Origin of the sequence: Corallococcus sp. AB011P, from assembly GCF_003611605.1 — a bacterium.
Lineage (GTDB): Bacteria > Myxococcota > Myxococcia > Myxococcales > Myxococcaceae > Corallococcus > Corallococcus coralloides.
In genome coordinates, this window is record NZ_RAVX01000015.1 from 160,691 (window position 1) to 177,223 (window position 16,533).

17 protein-coding genes are annotated in these 16,533 nt (G+C 70.8%); 6 read left to right on the forward strand and 11 right to left on the reverse strand.

What is annotated here, in order from left to right; translation table 11 throughout:
• Positions 1 to 67 precede the first annotated feature (67 nt).
• Positions 68 to 820 carry a hypothetical protein gene (locus D7X30_RS29670; protein WP_120566341.1) on the reverse strand — a complete coding sequence of 251 codons (753 nt, stop codon included), beginning with the start codon at positions 818 to 820 and terminating at the stop codon, positions 68 to 70.
• A 7-nt stretch (positions 821 to 827) separates the two neighbouring features.
• A complete protein-coding gene (locus tag D7X30_RS29675) occupies positions 828 to 2,084 on the reverse strand; it encodes a hypothetical protein (protein WP_120566342.1) in 1,257 nt (418 codons plus the stop codon).
• A 150-nt stretch (positions 2,085 to 2,234) separates the two neighbouring features.
• On the opposite strand from D7X30_RS29675, the gene D7X30_RS29680 reads away from it, so the two are divergent.
• Both D7X30_RS29680 and D7X30_RS29685 read left to right on the forward strand, forming a co-directional pair.
• Complete coding sequence (locus D7X30_RS29680) at positions 2,235 to 2,843, forward strand: RNA polymerase sigma factor (RefSeq protein ID WP_233591857.1); 609 nt, start codon at positions 2,235 to 2,237, stop codon at positions 2,841 to 2,843.
• 32 nt (positions 2,844 to 2,875) lie between these two features.
• Positions 2,876 to 3,610, forward strand: a complete 735-nt coding sequence (locus D7X30_RS29685) for a hypothetical protein (protein ID WP_233591858.1) — start codon at positions 2,876 to 2,878, stop codon at positions 3,608 to 3,610.
• Positions 3,611 to 3,716: 106 nt separating this feature from the next.
• On the opposite strand, the gene D7X30_RS29690 is transcribed toward D7X30_RS29685, so the two are convergent.
• Entirely contained in the window at positions 3,717 to 3,974 is a 258-nt protein-coding gene (locus tag D7X30_RS29690) for a PPC domain-containing protein (RefSeq protein WP_255424219.1), read from the reverse strand.
• Between the two features lie 237 nt (positions 3,975 to 4,211).
• On the opposite strand from D7X30_RS29690, the gene D7X30_RS29695 reads away from it, so the two are divergent.
• Complete coding sequence (locus tag D7X30_RS29695) at positions 4,212 to 5,531, forward strand: lysophospholipid acyltransferase family protein (protein ID WP_120566345.1); 1,320 nt, start codon at positions 4,212 to 4,214, stop codon at positions 5,529 to 5,531.
• 117 nt (positions 5,532 to 5,648) lie between these two features.
• Entirely contained in the window at positions 5,649 to 6,602 is a 954-nt protein-coding gene (locus D7X30_RS29700; RefSeq protein ID WP_120566346.1) for an NAD(P)/FAD-dependent oxidoreductase, read from the forward strand.
• Positions 6,603 to 6,680: 78 nt separating this feature from the next.
• Here D7X30_RS29700 and D7X30_RS29705 read toward each other — a convergent pair whose 3' ends face one another.
• The 8 genes from D7X30_RS29705 to D7X30_RS29740 form a co-directional block, all read right to left on the reverse strand.
• Positions 6,681 to 7,532 carry an AraC family transcriptional regulator gene (locus tag D7X30_RS29705; RefSeq protein WP_120566347.1) on the reverse strand — a complete coding sequence of 284 codons (852 nt, stop codon included), beginning with the start codon at positions 7,530 to 7,532 and terminating at the stop codon, positions 6,681 to 6,683.
• 101 nt (positions 7,533 to 7,633) lie between these two features.
• Positions 7,634 to 8,914, reverse strand: a complete 1,281-nt coding sequence (locus tag D7X30_RS29710; protein ID WP_120566348.1) for an MFS transporter — start codon at positions 8,912 to 8,914, stop codon at positions 7,634 to 7,636.
• Entirely contained in the window at positions 8,911 to 9,852 is a 942-nt protein-coding gene (locus tag D7X30_RS29715; protein ID WP_120566349.1) for a Ppx/GppA phosphatase family protein, read from the reverse strand. Before D7X30_RS29715 ends, D7X30_RS29710 begins: the two co-directional genes overlap by 4 nt.
• A 14-nt stretch (positions 9,853 to 9,866) precedes the next feature.
• The gene (locus D7X30_RS29720; protein WP_120566350.1) at positions 9,867 to 11,063 is read right to left on the reverse strand and encodes an aminotransferase class V-fold PLP-dependent enzyme; all 1,197 of its coding nucleotides are present in this window, start codon (positions 11,061 to 11,063) and stop codon (positions 9,867 to 9,869) included.
• Between the two features lie 57 nt (positions 11,064 to 11,120).
• Positions 11,121 to 12,410 (reverse strand): LpqB family beta-propeller domain-containing protein, encoded by a 1,290-nt coding sequence (locus D7X30_RS29725; protein ID WP_120566351.1) that lies wholly within the window; start codon positions 12,408 to 12,410, stop codon positions 11,121 to 11,123.
• On the reverse strand, positions 12,407 to 13,177 hold the full coding sequence (locus D7X30_RS29730) for a cell envelope integrity protein TolA (protein WP_120566352.1): 771 nt from the start codon (positions 13,175 to 13,177) through the stop codon (positions 12,407 to 12,409). Before D7X30_RS29730 ends, D7X30_RS29725 begins: the two co-directional genes overlap by 4 nt.
• Positions 13,178 to 13,180: 3 nt before the next feature.
• Positions 13,181 to 13,675, reverse strand: coding sequence for a protein TolR (gene tolR / locus D7X30_RS29735; protein ID WP_120566353.1), 495 nt, complete (start codon positions 13,673 to 13,675; stop codon positions 13,181 to 13,183).
• Positions 13,676 to 13,687: 12 nt separating this feature from the next.
• A complete protein-coding gene (locus tag D7X30_RS29740; RefSeq protein ID WP_014399034.1) occupies positions 13,688 to 14,404 on the reverse strand; it encodes a MotA/TolQ/ExbB proton channel family protein in 717 nt (238 codons plus the stop codon).
• A gap of 159 nt (positions 14,405 to 14,563) precedes the next feature.
• Between D7X30_RS29740 and D7X30_RS29745 the strand changes: the two genes are divergently transcribed.
• Complete coding sequence (locus D7X30_RS29745) at positions 14,564 to 15,580, forward strand: hypothetical protein (RefSeq protein WP_147443354.1); 1,017 nt, start codon at positions 14,564 to 14,566, stop codon at positions 15,578 to 15,580.
• Positions 15,581 to 15,712: 132 nt separating this feature from the next.
• Positions 15,713 to 16,528, forward strand: coding sequence for a glutamate racemase (murI, locus tag D7X30_RS29750; protein ID WP_120566355.1), 816 nt, complete (start codon positions 15,713 to 15,715; stop codon positions 16,526 to 16,528).
• The last annotated feature ends 5 nt before the right edge of the window (positions 16,529 to 16,533 follow it).

The following is a 16,533-nucleotide window of genomic DNA, read 5'->3' on the forward strand; positions in this document are numbered from 1 at the left end:
GGGTGCGGGTCCCGCGACAAGTGGATGCGCGACCCGTGGGAGCCATCAGGTGTCCCCATCTGTCTACTCATGGAATCTCCCAGATGAAGGACACCGTGCCCCCGACGCCGAGCAGCGCGCCCGCGCCCAGCAGCACGTTGGACGTCCGCGCCTGACGGCGGCCCGCGTCGAGCCGCGACGCGATGCATTCCGCGAACGCCTCGCCGGCCGTGGCGCAATCACCGCTGTTCTTCGACAGCTTCGACTCCGTGCTCCGCGCCGCCAGCCCGAAGCCCACGCCCGCGATGAGCGCCGCGCCGCCCACGCCCCACAACACCTTGGGCAGCACGCGCGAGCCCTGGGGCTCCCGCGTCGCCTGCGTCGTCACCAGGGGCGACCACACCTGCTGGAGCGCCTGCCTCGCGCGCGCGTCCGCCTCACCCGGCGTCGTGGCCGGGGCCTCGAACTGCGCTCGCGTCTCCGGGCCCCGCGCGTCCGTCACCGTGAGCGCCACGCTGCGCTTGCCTCCCACGCCCAGCGCCACGCCCCGCACCAGCCTGCGCACGCCCAGCGCCGTGGCCTGCGCGCTCCGGCACTCCGCGTCGCCACACGCCGTCAGCGCCGCGCCCGAGCCGCGCAGCCGCGCCACCGTGTCCTCGCGCGACTCCAGGCACGCGTCCGGCAACGCGGCCACCGCGCGCCGCGTGGCGTCCTCCAGCTCGCGCGCGTCCGTGGACGGCAGGGCCAGCCTTTCGAAGGGCATCAGCACCACGCGCGTGTTCGCGTCGCAGGGCGCCGACATGCGCAGCAGCATCAACAGCAGGGATGCGGGCAGGCTCATGGCAGGTTCAGGGCACCAGCGCGGCGTCGGCTTCATCCGACGACGGCGTGATGCCGAGGCTCGCCATGTAGCCCCGGTAGAAGCGCGGCCCGAAGGGCACGGAGAAGAGCTTGTCGCGCATCGCGTCCTGCACCGCGCCCCGGGCCGCCACGCTGGCGTCGTGCCAGGGCAGGCCACCCGCGTCCACCACCTCCGACGCGCGGCTGATGGCGAACGGCGCCTCCCGGCCGCTGCTCCGCAGGTAGTAGCCGCGGCCCACGGGCAGGGCCACCACCAGCGGGCGCTCGCGCTCCTTGTGCAGCTCCACCACGCGGATGCCGCGCGAGTCCTCCACCCAGAGCCGGCCCGCCAGGCCCGTGGGCACCATCAGGTAGCCCAGCGACGTAGCGTCCCCCAGGTCCGTCAGCGCGAACGCGCGATTGAGCGCGGGCGGCTGGATGAACACGTTCGGCTGGCCTCGCACGTCGTCCGTGCCCTGGCTCGCGGCGGCCACGAAGGCCCGCAGCTCCGCGTAGTCCACCTTGCCGTCCCCGTTGACGTCGCCCGCGCCCGACAGCGCCGAGCGCACCATGTGGCTGAAGACGCCGGAGCGGATGGCGCTCCACTCCTGGCTCTCCTGCTCCGAGGCCGTGGACAGCACCACGCCCACCTGCGGGAAGCGCTCCAGCTCGCGGTTGCCCAACAGCCCCTTCACCGCGTCCACGTACGCTGGGCCCACCGGCAGCGCGCCGCGCGAGTGGACGAAGAAGTAGGAATCACACGCGTCCACGATGAGCTGGAGGAAGGACGCCTTGCTCGGCGCGACCACGCGCTCATACAGCTCCGTGCGCGTCAGCGGCCCGTCCAGCAGGCTCACGGAGCCTTCACCCGCGGCGCGGCGCTTGCCATGACCCACGAACACGAAGGTCAGCACCGGCACGGCGCCCTTCGCCCGGTCCTCCGCCATGCGGGCGTTCAGGCGCGCGAGCGCGGCCCTCAGCGCGGGGTGCGTGGGCGGGCGCGTCTTCGCGGCGAGCCCCGGGTGCAGGGCCTGGGTCTCCGCGTCCAGCACGCTCAGCAGCACCACCTCGCGCGAGCGGGGCGCGAACAGCTCGTAGTACCGGGCGCCGTCGTCGTCCGCGTAGCGCAGGGGCGCCTGGGACGGTTCCGTGCCCGTGTTGCTGGCCACGATGAGGGCGTAATGCACCTGCTCCGGCGCGGCGCTCACGGCGGTCCCGGCCAGGACGAGGAGAACACCCAGGACCAGCGGCCTGTGAGGGGGCATAGGCATCAAGGGTTTGCGCGATGCGCTGTGCGAAAGAATGCCATGGGCCGCGACCGACAATCCACCCGTGGCCGCTCGCGACAACATGCGGATGACGGGACCGCGACGGTCGCGGTAAGCCCTTGAGGGATGGAGTGGGATGCCGACACGTTGCGCCGTTTTCGCGAAGGCACCCCGGAGGTGCTGGCGGAGGTGTATCGCGCGCACGCGGAGCCGCTCGCTCGTCTGCTCAAGGCGGCCGCATGGCGGGGAGCCTTCACCCGTCTGAGGAACGCGATGGAGCTGGAGAACACGTTGTTGGAGACCTTCGCCCGCGCCTTCGAGCCGCGCACGCGCGCCGCCTACAACGGCACGCGTCCCTATGCCCACTTCCTGATGGGCATCGCGCGCAACGTGCTGCTGGAGCAGTCGCGCGAGCGCGAGATGGTGGGCCGGGACGAGGCCTTCGAGGGGCTCACCGAGTCCTCCTCCGAGGAGGGCGGGCTGGATGCGCTGCTGGAGGACCGCGAGGTGGAGGCGCTGCTCGCGGCGTTCAAGGGCGGCCTGTCACGTGAAGAACATCGGCTGTTCGAGCTGCGCTTCAGCGAGGGCCTGCCCCAGGAGGAGGCCGCCACGGCGCTGGGGCTCACGCGCATCCAGGTGCGGCGGCGCGAGTTCGGGTTGAAGTCCCGGTTGCTGGGGTTCCTCCAGTCGAAGGGGTACCTCCAGGACCTGGAGACGCAGGGCTGGAGCTTCTTCAAGCGGCGGGGTGCGCGATGAGTGGATGTGACGACCGCCGGATGAAGCAGGCCATGGCCGCGCTCTTCGAGAAGGGCCGCGACGGAATGGACGCGGACGGCTTCGAGCGCCTGCGCGAGCACCTGGCCACCTGCCCTGACTGTCAGGAGACGTACACTCGGCTGTCGCGCGTGGAGTCGGTGCTGGAGCAGCGGGCGCTGCCCCAGGCCCGGAGCGCGCTCCTGGAGCAGGCGCTGTTCGCCAGGCTTCAGCCCGCCCCCGCGCGTGCGGTGGTGGCGCCCGAGCGCCGGAAGTGGTTCGCGTCCCCGCTCTTCATGCCCCTGGCGCTGAGCGCCGCCGCGGCGACCGTGGCGCTGGTCGTCGTGGCTCCAACACTGGAGCGCCGGGAGCAGGACGTGCCGGAGTGGCAGGCGCGCTCATCCGCTCCAGGCGAAGGGGCCTGGGGCGTGCGCGCCTTCTGCATCTCGCCCGAGGGCACGGTCCTGTCGGAGGCCCGGCCCGGTGGGACGCTGACGTGCGCGGAGGGCAACGCGGTGCAGTTCAGCTACACCGCGCCGGAGCGCGTGCGCCTGTCGCTGGAGGGGCTGCCTTCCGAAGGCGAACCGCTGCGCTTCTTCCCGAGCGAGGGTCCGGCCCCGGAGGTCGCCGCGGGCGTGGATGTCACGCTGCCCTTCAGCACGCCCGTGCAGGGCGGATGGCTGACGGGGCCGGTGCCGGTGCGCGCGCGCTTCACGGACGCGCAGGGCCGCACCGTCGCGGACACGCAGGTGACGCTCCAGCCGCGCTGATCCGCCTGCGCATCCCTTCACCCAACCCCTCGAACGAACAACCCCCCTCCCGTGCAAGCACAGGAGGGGGGCGGGGACTGTCGTGCCTTGTGGGGTCCGTGAGTGACTACGGACGCTGGACACGGCGGTCCACTTCCGCGGTGCCGGTGTACTGCGTGGCCACGTTCAGGAAGCCCTTGAGCTGAACGCGCCAGGTGCCGGCGGGTGGGTTCGAAAAAGTGACGGCCTCACCGGTGGAGGTGCCCTCGGCGCTGGTCGCGACGAGCTCTCCGTTGGGGCCAAAGACATACAGGTCCAGGTCGTAGGCCGGGTCGCCCCAGTCCGTATGGACCGCGAGGACGACGTGACGGTGGCGGCGGCCCAGTCCAGCGACAGCAGACGCTTCATGGGGTGCCCTCCCGAGGTGCGTCGCGGCTTTTCAAAGCCCGCGCAAAAGGGGTGTGTCGGGGGAGCGTTCCCGTGGATCGCCGCTGCACCGGATTGTTCTGTACTGGCTGAATCCGGAGGGCTGTCGGGGAAGAGGGTCTTTCCCGCCCCTGGCGGTGACAGTGTCCGGAGCACGAACGGGCCCGAGGTGGGTCGCCGGTATACAGTCCGCGTCGTGTTCTACGCGTGTGTGCGGGCGGTGGTGGCGCTGGCGTTGCGGCTCTTCTACCGGGTGAAGGTGAATGCCCCGGGCGAAGCGCCCTCCGGGCCGGTGCTCTTCGTGGGCAACCATCCGAACGGGCTCATCGACCCGGCGTTGGTGTTCATCCTCACGCGGCGCCAGGTGACGTTCATGGCCAAGGCGCCGTTGTTCAAGCTGCCCGTCATCGGGTGGCTGTTGAAGGGTTTGGACGCGCTGCCGGTGTATCGCAAGCAGGACGACCCGACGCAGATGGGCCGCAACGAAGGCACGCTGGAGGCGGCGAAGGGCGCGCTCGTGCAGGGGCGGGCCATCACCATCTTCCCGGAGGGCAAGAGCCACTCGGAGCCGGAGCTGGCGGAGCTGAAGACGGGAGCGGCGCGCATCGCGCTCAACGCCGCGCGCGAGGGCGCCCCGGTGCGCATCGTCCCGGTGGGCCTCACCTACGCGGAGAAGAACGTCTTTCGCAGCGAGGTGCTCATCGACCAGGGAGCGCCCATCGACGTGACGGCCTTCCTGCCGAAGGACGCGGCGGGGGAGCAGGACGCGGTGCGCGCGCTGACGGAGCGGGTGGCGGAGGGCCTTCGCGCGGTGACGCTGAACCTGGAGCAGTGGGCGGACCTGCCGGTGGTGCAGGTGGCGGAGCAGCTCTACGCCTTCCGCCAGGGCGGCGTGCTGGACTCGGAGCGGCTGCGGTTGTGGGCGCGTGGGGTGCGGCTGTTCCGGACGCAGGAGCCGGAGCGCTACGAGCGCCTGCGCCAGCACCTGTCCTCGTTCGGCCACCGGATGTCGCTGGTGCAGGCGGCGCGGCCGGAGGACCTGTCCGTAGAGTACCGCCCGGGCAATGTGGTGCCGTTCGCGGTGAAGACGCTGGCGCGGCTGGTGTTCGGGCTGCCGCTGTTCGCGCTGGGGCTGACGGTGTTCGCGCTTCCGTATCCACTGCCCCGGATGGCGGCGCGGCGCGCGGAGCTGGACATCCAGGCCACGGTGAAGTTCCTCACCGCGGTGGTGGTGTCCGTCGTGTGGTGGTGGGGCCTGACGGCGGTCGCGGCGGTGTGGGGCGGGTGGGCGTGGGGGCTGGGGACCTTCGTGGGCATCCCGCCGCTGGCGCTGTTCACGCTGTCGTTCGCGGAGCGCTGGGACGCCATTCGCCATGACCTGGAGCTGTTCTTCACGCTGGGCAACCGGAAGCGCCTGAAGGCCCGGCTGCTCGCGGAAGGGGAGCGGCTGGCGGGCGAGGTGGAGCGGCTAGCGGAGGAGTACCGGCCGAAGCTCGACGCGCCTGTCGCTCGGTAGCGGGAGGCGCGGCGGACCGGAAGATCCGCCGATGCCGCCGAAAGTCCCGCCCTCCTGTTGGACCGGGCCCGGTCGTTAGGTTCCTCCTCCAAGGGAATCAACACGAGGAGCAGGGCAATGGCGGCATACGACGTGGTCATCGTGGGAGGCGGCCCTGGCGGACTCAACGCCGCGCTGTATCTGGGGCGGGGGCGCAAGAAGGTGCTGCTCTGTGACGCGGGCACGCCGCGCAACGCGGCGGCGGAGCACATGCACGGCTTCGGTTCGCGCGACGGCATCCCGCCGCCGGAGTTCCGGCGCATCAGCCGCGAGCAGCTGAAGGCCTATCCCAACGTGGAGGTGCGCGACACGCGCGTGGGCTCCGTGGAGAAGCACGAGGGCGGCTTCCGCGTGGCGCTGGGCGACGGCACGTCGGTGGACGCCCGGCGCCTCCTGCTGGCGATGGGCGTGGTGGACGTCATGTTGGACATCCCCGGCTACAAGGAGCTGTGGGGGCCCAGCATCTTCCAGTGTCCCTACTGTCACGGCTGGGAGGTCCAGGACCAGCCGTTCGCCATGCTGGCGAAGAACCCGCAGTACCTGGATGGCGCCCCCATCATCCAGAACTGGTCCCGGGACCTCATCGTCTTCACCCACGGCACCTTCGAGGTGCCACCGGAGCAGCGTGAGAGACTCCAGGCCCTGGGCATCCCCCTGGAGGAGCGGAAGATCCGCGCGCTGCATGGGAAGGACGGACGCCTTGCGGAAGTGGAGCTGGAGGACGGGACGCGCATCGCCCGGAGCGTGATGTTCTCCGCGCCGCCGCAGAAGCAGCACGAACTGGTGACGCGGCTGGGGCTCGAACTGGATGACCTGGGCTACGTGAAGGTGGGCCCCACGGGAGAGACGTCCGTGCCCGGCGTCGTCGCGGTGGGTGACATGACGACGCCGATGCAGGCGGCCATCGCGGCGGCCAGCGCGGGCACCATCGCCGCGGCGATGATGAACCACGCCCTCATCCTGGAGGACGCGGACCGGCGCTACACGGAGGTGACGGGGAAGCCCGCCCCCTCACGGCAGAAGGGACACTGAGCGCGCGGCGAGGGCGCCGCGGATGGCACGAGGAGGCTCCTCGCGCCGCGAACGCGAGAGGCCCCGTGCCCGCCTGGCTCAGTGCGCGGACGGCGCGCGGTGCTGCTTGCGCCACGCGGCGGGCGTGAGCCCCTCCGCGCGCCGGAACAGGCGGATGAAGTGCGTGGGGTCCGCGTAGCCCACGCGCTCCGCGATGATGTCCACGCGCTCGTCCGTGGACATCAGCCGCCGCCGCGCCTCCGCCATCCGTCCGGAGATGATCCACTCCACCACGCTGCGGCCCGTGGCCTGCTTCACCGCGGTGGTGACGTGCGCGGGCGAACGGCCCACGGCGGCGGCCACCTCGCGCAGCGAGATGGGCTCCAGGCAGTGCCGTTCGATGAACGTGAGCGCATCCCCGGCGAGCGACGCCCGCGACTCCACGGGAGTCCACGTGCTGGAGCGCGCCACCTCCGCGAGCACCAGGGAGAAGAGGCTGCGCGTCACCTGCTCCCCCAGCGCGCGGTGCGGTGCGCGTGTCTCCGCGTGCAGCTCCGACAACAGCCGCACCAGGTGCTCCTGGCGCCCGGACGGAATCGGCACGACGGCGGAGGCGCCCTGGCGCACGCGCTCGAAGGGCTCCAGCAGCGGCCCCACCTCCGTGTGCGTGAAGGCGGACGGATGGAACCCGAGCCCCCAGACCTCCGCTCGCTCGGACGCCACCGTGCGGTGCTTCTCACCCGCGGGGATGAGCATCACGTCGCCCGCGGACACCGTCAGCCGGGTGCGCTGGTCGATGACGGCCCGTCCACCCGTGTAGAGCGCGAGCACGGCCTGCGGATGCGAGGCGGCGTGGGGGGAGGGCGCCTGCTGGGCATGACCGCATGCGACGACCAGGGTGCGCGACGGCGTATCCCAGACGTGCACCGGGTGTGAATGCGCGACCGTCACGAACGCCTCCGCTTCCTTCCCCGGCGAGCAGTGAACCTGCTCGCGTGAACCGAATGGGGCTCTTGATGCATTCCGGGCCCCGGCGTTTCGAACGATGGCGGTCAGCCCTGCTGCACGCGCGGCGTGGCCTCCCGGAACAGCTTCGCGCCCAGGAGGAGCGCCAGTCCGCCCAGCAGCACCGGCACCGCGTTGATGGCGATGGCGGTGTGGAGGCTGGCCATGTCGGCGATCTGCCCGATGAGCGTGGGCGAGATGGCGTCCCCCAGCATGTGGATGCACAGCACGTTGAGGCCCATGGCGAAGGCGCGGAACGCGGGCGGCACGCAGTTGACGATGGCCGCGTTGATGGGGCCGCTGTTGAGGAAGATGAGGAACTGCGCCACGCCGATGGCCGCGAACGTCAGCGTCGTGTCCGTCAGGTTCACCGCCAGGTACATGCACGGCGCCGCGAGCAGCAGGCCGATGCCGGACAGCCACAGCCCGCCACCCGCGCGCTTGCGGTCCATCTTGTCGCCCAGCCATCCACCGGCCACGGTGCCCGTGAGGCCCGCCACCGCCGTGATGGCGCCGAACACCAGGCCCACGCGGCCCGGGTGCTCCAGCCACAGGTGCCGCTCGCGCACCAGGTACGTGGGCATCCAGAACGCCAGGCCGCCAATGGAGAACGTCATCAGCGTGTAGCCCGCCGTCGTGGCCCAGAAGGCCATGTTGCGGCCCAGCCCCTTGAGGCCCTCCATGAAGGGCAGCTTCACCGCCGCGTCCGGCCCGTCCATGGCGCCGCGCTGGGGCTCCGGCATGAAGAAGGCCATGGCACCCAGCACGAGCCCCGGCACGCCGCCCGCGAAGAACGCCGCGTGCCACGAATACGTCTGCGTCAGCCACCCGCCCAGCCCGTAGCCCATGGCGGAGCCCACCGGGATGGCGATGTAGAAGTACGACAGCATCCGCGTGCGCTGCTCGCGCGGGTACAGGTCGGAGATGATGGACGGCGCCACCGCGCCATAGCCCGCCTCGCCAATGCCAATCACCGCGCGCGCCAGCAAGAGCGCCGTGAAGCTGGACGCCAGTCCACTGGCCCCCGTGGCCAGGCTCCACAGGATGACGCCGCCCGCGACCAGGAGCCGGCGGGGGATGCGGTCTCCCAGGAAGCCGCCCACGGGCGACGCCAGCATGAACACGATGATGAAGACGGTGCCCAGCAGGCCGGACTGCGCGTCGTTGATGCCGAAGTCCTTCTGAATCTCCGGCAGCGCGACGGCGATGATGTACCGGTCGAGGTAGTTGACCAGGTTGATCAGCGTGAGGATGAACAGCGCGTAGCCCGCGCGCACGGACTGCGTGGCGTGCGAGCTGGACGGAGCGACGGGGGAGGAGGCGTTCATGAGCGAGAGGAGCCGGAGCCAGAGCCGAAGCGGTGTGCCAGCAGGCCCCAGCGCAGGCCGCGGTCGCTCACGCGGCACGCCTCCAGGCCCAGCGCCTTCACCGCTTCACGCAGGATGAGGGCCCCCGCGGGGATGACGTCCGCGCGCTTGGGCTGGAGGCCGGGCAGCGTCCGCCGCGCGTCCAGGGGCATGGCGCACAGCCGGTCCGTGAGCGCGGCCAGCTCGCCCCGGGACAGCGTGCCGCCATGGACCGCCTCCGCGTCGTAGGTCGCCATCTGGTGCTGCACGGCGAACAGCGTCGTCACCGTGCCGGCCACGCCCACCAGCATCGCGCCGGGGGGCGGCGGGGGCAGGGCGGAGAAGGTGTCGCGCAGGTGCGCCTCGATGGCGCCGCGCTCTTCCGGGGACAGCGGGTCGGTGCGCACGTAGCGCTCCGTGAGCCGCACGGCGCCCACGTCGAAGCTGTGGCGGAAGGCCACCGTGCCGGCGTCGCTGCCGTAGATGAACTCCGTGGACCCACCGCCGATGTCCACCACCAGCAGCGGCCCCGCGGCCTCGCTCGCGAAGTCCTGGGCCACCGCGGCGAAGGACAGCTGCGCCTCCATCTCCCCGGGGATGATCTCCACCGTCACGTCCGCGCGGGCCTTGGCCTGGGCGATGAAATCCGCGCCGTTCTTCGCGTCGCGCGCGGCGCTGGTGGCGGACACGGCGATGGCCTCCGCGCCCAGTTCGCGGGCCTCGTTGGCGAAGGACACCAGCACGGACAGCGTGGCCTCCATGCCTTCGGAGGACAGCACGCGGCTGGTGTCCACGCCCCGGCCCAGGCGCGTGATTTCGGCGCGCTCCACCACGGCCTGGAAGCGGCCGTCCGGCTGGCGGTCCGCCACCAGCAGCAGCACGGAGTTGGTCCCGATATCGATGGATGCGAAGCGAGGCATGCCGCGAACACTACTCAACGCAGCAGCGCTTCCAAAGCACGCACCAGCGCCTCGTAGTCCGCCGCGGTGTTGTAGAGCTGCGCGGACAGCCGCAGGTGCCGGCGGGGCGCGCGGGGCCAGGCGGTGACGGGGATCTCGATGTGGTGCTCCTCGAACAGGCGCACATGCAGGGGATCCACGTAGAGCGGCGGCTCGGGGCGCTCCGGGAAGCCGTCCGGCAGCGCCACGCACGCCATGCTGCCCACCATGGACTCCGGGCACAGCGGCGTCGTGTTGCCCAGCTTCGCGTCCAGCCTCCGCCGGGCGGCCAGCACCTTCTCCCGGTTGGAGTCCATCACCTCCGGCCACCCGCCCGGAACGAGCCCCTCCATGAAGCGGATCACGGTGGGGATGCATAGGAAGGGCGTGGGGTCGACCGTTCCCACCCAGTCGAACTCCAGCCGGAAGCGCGAGCGGTCCGTGCGTGGCGAGTTGTGCCCGTGGCTCACCACCATGGGCTTGAAGTCCGGCTGCAGGTCGCGGCGCACGTACAGGAACGCGGCGCCCTTGGGCGCGCACAGCCACTTGTGGCAGTTGCCCGTGTAGTACGCCGCGCCCAGCTCCTGGAGCGCCAGCGGCACCATGCCCGGCCCGTGCGCGCCGTCCACCAGCGTCTCCACGCCCCGCTCGCGCAGCTTGCGCACCAGCTCCGCCACCGGCATGACCAGCGCCGTCTGGCTGGTGATGTGGTCCACGAGCAACAGCCGCGTGCGCGGCGTCACCTGCGCCATCACCGCGTCCACCACCGACTCCGGCGAGGACACGGGCCAGGGCAGCTTCGCCACCACCACCTTCACGCCCTTTTCAGCGGCGGCCACGTCCAGCGCGTTCTTGGACGCGTTGTATTCGTTGTCGGTGGTGAGCAGCTCGTCGCCGGGCTGGAAGCGCAGGTTGCGCAGCACGGTGTTCACGCCCGTGGTGGCGTTGGGCACGAACGCCAGGTCATCCGCGTTGGCACCCACGAAGGCCGCGAGCGCGGCGCGCGCCTCGTCCAGCAGCGGCTCCGCCTCACGAGCGAGGAAGCGCACGGGCTCCGCTTCCAGCCGGGCCCGCAGCTCCGACTGGTGCTGGAGCACCGCCTTGGGGCAGGCGCCGAACGAGCCGTGGTTGAGGAAGACGACCTGGGGGTCCAACCCCCAGTGGGTCTTGTGGGCGGGGAGGGGAGCGCTCATGAGGCGCGCAATGCACCCCGGCGCGTCCCCCCTGTCAACGTCACCCGCCGTGACGGACTACTTCGCCGCCGGAGCGGTGCCCCAGTCCGGCGTCAGCCAGTGGCCCTTCTCCATGGGCAGCGGCATCTGGTTGTTGCCCTCGGAGGTCATCACCCACAGGTGCGCGCCGCCGTTGCGGTTGGTGCTGAAGATGATGAGCCGGCCGTTGGGGGAGAAGGTGGGCTCCTCGTTGTTGCCCTGGTCCTGCGTCAGGCGCGTCACCTTGCCCGTGTCCACGTTGACGGTGAAGAGGTCGAACGCGTTGCGCTCGTCGCGAGCGGTGAAGGCGATGAGGTCCCCGCGCGGCGACCAGTCCGGCGTCTGGTTGTAGTTGCCCTGGAAGGTGAGCCGCTTCACGCCGGAGCCGTCCGCGTTCATCACGTACACCTGCGGGCTGCCGCCCCGGTTGGACACGAACGCGATGCGCTTGCCGTCCGGCGACCAGGTGGGGCTGGTGTTGAGGCCGTAGGGCGTGTCCGTGACGGCCTTCGCGCCGGAGCCGTCCGCCGAGGCGACGTGGATTTGAGCGCTCTCACCCTCCGCCAGCGCGTAGGCGATGCGCTTGCCGTCCGGCGAGTACGCGATGCCCGTGGCCATCTGGCCTTCGGTCACCAGCGGCTTCGCCTCGCCGCCGGGGGACTGCACGTAGATGTCCGGCCGGTTCTTCCGGTAGGACGTGTAGGCCACCTGGCCGGACGGGCTGAGCGTGGGGAGGATGTGCGTGCCGCCCTTGGTGAGCGCCTGCGCGTTCATGCCGTCCCAGTCCGCCACGTACACGTCGCGGTTGGCGCCCGCCTTGCGCACGTAGGTGATGCGCGACAGGAAGGGGCTCGCCTCGCGGGTGAAGTGCCGGTAGAGCGCGTCCGCCAGCACGTGCGCCAGCTGCCGGGGCTCACCGGCCGGCGCGTCCTTGGACACCTTCAGCTCCTCCTTGCCCGTGGCCACGCTGAACAGGCGCAGCTCGCCGCGCAGCGCGCCGCCGTCCTGCGCCAGCGACACCTTCACCAGCGACTCCGCGCCCACGTCCGCCCAGCGGCTGAAGTTGATGCTGCCCGCCGTCATGCCTTCCTTGGCGTCCGCGGTGAAGCTGTTGCGGTCCAGCACCTGGAAGATGCCGGAGGCGGTGAGGTCGTACGTGAAGGCGGTGTCGAAGGACTGGGCGGCCTTCTTGTCCGCGCCCTCCTGCACCACGGGCGCGGGGGCCGCGAGCGGCAGCGGGCGGAAGTTCGCGCCGGAGATTTCAATGACGGGCGCCTGCGCCAGCACCAGCGCGGGGACCAGGAGGAGCGACAGCAGGAGGGCTTTCATGGGCTGAACACCAGGACGACGCCGTTCTTCTGGAGCGCGTCGCGAAGCGCATCGGGGGGAGGAGAGAAGGGTGATGCCTTGCGCACGGCGGCCACCACCGCCGCGTCGAACAGCTCGTTGCCGCTGGCCTTGGCCAGGCTCACGTCCAGCACTTCACCCGCGCGGCCCAGCTTCATGGCCACCTGCGCCTTCAGGTACAGGCGCTCCGCGTCGGGGATGGTGTCCGCCACGTTGTAGTGACGGCGCACCTGGGACTTCAAAAGGCCGTAGTACCGCTCGCCCTCCGCCACCGCGGAGTCACCGTCCGGGTCGCCGTCCTCGGCACCCTCCAGCTCCTCCGGCTCCGTGGGTTTCGCGGACTTGTCGAACGCGCCGAAGAGCTTCTTGCGCCGGTCCTCCGCGGTCGCTTCCCCCTTCTGGGGCGCGGGGGCCGGGGCGGGCTTCACACCGGGCACCGCCACGGCGGCGGGGGAGGGCGCGGGCGTTTCCGCGGGAGGCGTGGGCGTGGGCTTCGCCACGACCTCCTTGGGCGGCGGCTGCGCCACTTCCTTGCGCGGCAGGAGCTTGGGGTCGCGCGGCTTGCCCAGCCGCACCAGCGACGCGTTGATGGGCTTCTGGTCCAGGTTCACCTTCGGCGCGGACGAGAAGCTCGCGTAGAGCAGCGCCGCGGCGACCACCGCCACGTGCCCGACCACGGAGACGACGAGGAAGCGCGACAGCCGGGTGGGCCGTGAAACCAGCAGGCTGTGGGTCACCGCGGAGCTCATGGGCTAGCGCTTCGCCTCCTTGGGCTTGCCCTTGGCGCCAGACGCGGCGGGGGCAGCCTTGCCGGAGTTGGACGCCTTGGAGCCCGTGGCCGGTTCCGTGATCATCCCCACGTTGGCGATGCCCGCGCGCTGGGCCGCGGCCATCACCTCCACCACCACGCCGTACGGCACGTCGCGGTCCGCGTGGAGGTAGACCTCCTTGTCCGCCTGCGCCTTGGCGTTGGCGGCGAGCTTCGTCTCCAGCTCCTCCAGCGGAACCTCCGCGTCCCCGATGTAGACCTTGCGCCCCGCGTCGATGGAGAGGACGACCTTCTTCTCCGTCGCCTCCACCGGGGCCGCCTTGGTCTCCGGCAGGTTCACCTTCACGCCCTGCTGGATGAGGGGCGCCGTCACCATGAAGATGATGAGCAGCACCAGCATCACGTCCACCATGGGCGTGACGTTGATCTCGCTCATGGTGGTGCGGCCACCGCCGCCCTTGCCTCCGCCCATGCCCATGTGACGGGTCTCCTAGCGGAAGAAGTGCCGCTTGATGATGTTGAGGAAGTCCGCGGAGAAGTTGGACATCTCCGTGTCGAACACCTTGATGCGGCTGACGAACGAGTTGTACGCGACCACCGCCGGGATGGCCGCGAACAGCCCCGCCGCCGTGGCGAAGAGCGCGTTGCCCACCGGCGCCGCCACCGTGGCCAGCGTGGCGTTGCCCTGCTCCGCGATGTTGTTGAACGCGCCCAGGATGCCAATCACCGTGCCGAACAGCCCCACGAACGGCGACGCGGCGCCCACCGTGCCCAAAAAGGACACGCGGTTCTCCAGCTCCGTGATCTGCGCCGTGGCCGCGCGGTTGAGCGCGCGCTCCACGTTCTCGATGCCGCCCAGCTTGGCGCTCATCGCGTCCTCGGCGCCGCCTTCCTTGTTACCGGTCTGCGCCAGCTTGCTCAGCTCTTCGTAGCCCGCGCAGAACACCTTCGACAGCGGCGAGCCCTCCAGCTTCTGGGCGGACTGGTAGATGGCTTCCAGCCGGGATGCCTTCCAGAACGTGTCAAGAAAGGTAAGCGACTGGGCGCGGGCACGCGACAACTGGGTGGCCTTCATGGCGATGAGGGCCCAGGAGGCGACCGAGACGCCCATGAGGAGGAGAAGCACCGCGAGCTCGATGAACGACGCGTCGCGGATGATCTCCACGTAGTTCATGGCGCCAAAGGCCAGGGGCAGGTGGGGTATCATGGGGTCCAGCGCGTAACATTCCGTCCTCGGGTGGGTCAAACCCGCTTACAACGCCCGGTTGCTTTGGACGGCACTGAATAATTCCCGGGGCTGGTCGTCTGGAGGGTTGTTACGGGCCGACGACCTCAACTTCCCGAAACCGAACCACGGATGCCCACCATGAACGCGAGAACGCTCGCCGCATTCCTCTGTCTCTCCTCTGGACTCACTGGCTGCGTCGTCGAAAGCAACCACCCGCGCTACCCCGGCGACGTCCGGATGTCGTGGAGCTTCGACGGCGCCACCTGCGGCCAGATGCGGGACATCGACGGTGTGGACATCTACATCGACGGCGAGCTCCTCGAGGGTGACGGCAAGTACCCCTGCTCGGCGAACGGCTTCGACGGCATCGTCCTGCACGACTTCGCGCCCGGCACGTACTCGTTCACGGCGGAGGCGGTGGACTACGACGGCGTGGCGGTCTACTCGTACCGCGGCACCTTCTCCGTGGACGGCAACGTGGCCGTGCCCATCAACTTCAACACGGGCCGCACGGGCGCCACCTCCTACGCCTATGTGAACTGGCTGTTCCCGACGGAGGCGGGCACGTCCTACCCCTCCTGCGGCCAGGCCGGGGTGGCCTACGTGGATGCCCGCGTGGATGACGGCCCGTGGGGGCGCTTCAACTGCAACCAGGGCAGCCAGGGGCGCTACGTGGAGACGCCGGAGATTGCCCCCGGGCAGCACTACCTGGAGGTCGTGGCCATCGACTCGTTCGAGCGGCCGCTCTACTACTACGGTGGCGGCTTCACGTCGCAGGCGGGCATCCCGGCTTCCATCACGGCGAACACCTGGATCATCGGCGGCGCCGCGGTGGGCTGGCAGCTCTATGAAGGCGCCACGCGGCTCAGCTGCGGCCAGGCTGGCGTGAGCGAGGTGGGCATCAACTTCCAGGACGTGCACACCAACGAGTGGGTCTACGGCGAGGAGGGCCAGTGGTTCTCCTGCAACGAGTCCCCGGCCGTCTTCGAGTTCCTGCGCCCCGGTGAGTACTTCGTGTCGCTGCAGGCGAACGGCACGGGCGGTCGGCGCTACATCTCGCCCCGGGGCGCGGACATGCTGCGCCTGCGCGTCTATGCCCACGACTTCCCGCCCGCGCAGGGCGCCGCCATCGCTCCGCTGGACCGCGTGCAGTAGTCGCGGGGCCCACCAGGAACGGGCGTCATGAAAGGGTCGGAGGCCTTCCAGGCTTCCGGCCCTTCGTGCGTTCCGGGGGACACGCGGGCGGTGCGGGGGGCGTTGGCATCAAACGTGATAGGGACTCCCCGCATGCGGCAAGACAGCCACGGTCCCATCGGCGTGTTCGACTCCGGCATCGGAGGGCTCACGGTCCTCAAGGCGCTCATGGCGCGGCTCCCCCACGAGCGCACGCTCTACCTGGGGGACACCGCGCGCGTGCCCTACGGCACCAAGTCCGGCGAGGTGGTGACGCGCTACTCGCTGAAGAACGCGGAGTTCCTGCTGGAGCGTGGCATCAAGCTGCTGGTGGTGGCGTGCAACACGGCCTCCGCCGCGGCGCTGCCCGCCCTCCAGGCCGCGCTGCCGGTGCCGGTGCTGGGCGTGATTGAGCCCGGCGCCCGCACGGCGCTCCAGCGCACCCGGGGCGGCGGAGTGGGTGTCATCGGGACGCCGGGCACCATCCGCTCCGGCGCGTACCAGCGGGCGCTGGAGGCGGGCAACCCGAAGGTCGCGGTGAAGGCGACGGCGTGCCCGCTCTTCGTGCCCCTGGCGGAAGAGGGGTGGACCAACGGCGACGTGCCGCTGCTCGTGGCTCGCGAGTACCTGGCCGGCTTCGCGCGCGACGGTGTGGACACGCTGGTGCTGGGCTGCACCCACTACCCGCTGCTCAAGGGCGTCATCGCCGAGGTCGTGGGGCCGCACGTGTCGCTGGTGGACTCGGCGGAGGCCACGGCGGAGGCGGTGGCGGAGCTGTTGGGAGAGAAGGGGCTCCTGGCTCCAGCGTCCGTGGGCGCGCCCGAGCACGCCTTCTTCGTCACCGATGTGCCGGAGCGCTTCGTGGAGGTGGGGGCCCGCTTCCTGGGGCGCCCCATTTCTTCCGCGGAGCAGGTGGACCTACGCTTCTAGGCAGC

What these genes read in the sequence shown, in the direction of transcription:
- D7X30_RS29675 (WP_120566342.1), bottom strand. Translation starts at nt 2,084, where the DNA reads ATGCCCCCTCACAGGCCGCTGGTCCTGGGTGTTCTCCTCGTCCTGGCC.
- D7X30_RS29710 (WP_120566348.1), bottom strand. Translation starts at nt 8,914, where the DNA reads ATGAACGCCTCCTCCCCCGTCGCTCCGTCCAGCTCGCACGCCACGCAG.
- D7X30_RS29700 (WP_120566346.1), top strand. Translation starts at nt 5,649, where the DNA reads ATGGCGGCATACGACGTGGTCATCGTGGGAGGCGGCCCTGGCGGACTC.
- D7X30_RS29715 (WP_120566349.1), bottom strand. Translation starts at nt 9,852, where the DNA reads ATGCCTCGCTTCGCATCCATCGATATCGGGACCAACTCCGTGCTGCTG.
- D7X30_RS29685 (WP_233591858.1), top strand. Translation starts at nt 2,876, where the DNA reads ATGGCCGCGCTCTTCGAGAAGGGCCGCGACGGAATGGACGCGGACGGC.
- D7X30_RS29740 (WP_014399034.1), bottom strand. Translation starts at nt 14,404, where the DNA reads ATGATACCCCACCTGCCCCTGGCCTTTGGCGCCATGAACTACGTGGAG.
- D7X30_RS29730 (WP_120566352.1), bottom strand. Translation starts at nt 13,177, where the DNA reads ATGAGCTCCGCGGTGACCCACAGCCTGCTGGTTTCACGGCCCACCCGG.
- D7X30_RS29720 (WP_120566350.1), bottom strand. Translation starts at nt 11,063, where the DNA reads ATGAGCGCTCCCCTCCCCGCCCACAAGACCCACTGGGGGTTGGACCCC.
- tolR (WP_120566353.1), bottom strand. Translation starts at nt 13,675, where the DNA reads ATGGGCATGGGCGGAGGCAAGGGCGGCGGTGGCCGCACCACCATGAGC.
- D7X30_RS29725 (WP_120566351.1), bottom strand. Translation starts at nt 12,410, where the DNA reads ATGAAAGCCCTCCTGCTGTCGCTCCTCCTGGTCCCCGCGCTGGTGCTG.
- D7X30_RS29670 (WP_120566341.1), bottom strand. Translation starts at nt 820, where the DNA reads ATGAGCCTGCCCGCATCCCTGCTGTTGATGCTGCTGCGCATGTCGGCG.
- D7X30_RS29745 (WP_147443354.1), top strand. Translation starts at nt 14,564, where the DNA reads ATGAACGCGAGAACGCTCGCCGCATTCCTCTGTCTCTCCTCTGGACTC.
- murI (WP_120566355.1), top strand. Translation starts at nt 15,713, where the DNA reads ATGCGGCAAGACAGCCACGGTCCCATCGGCGTGTTCGACTCCGGCATC.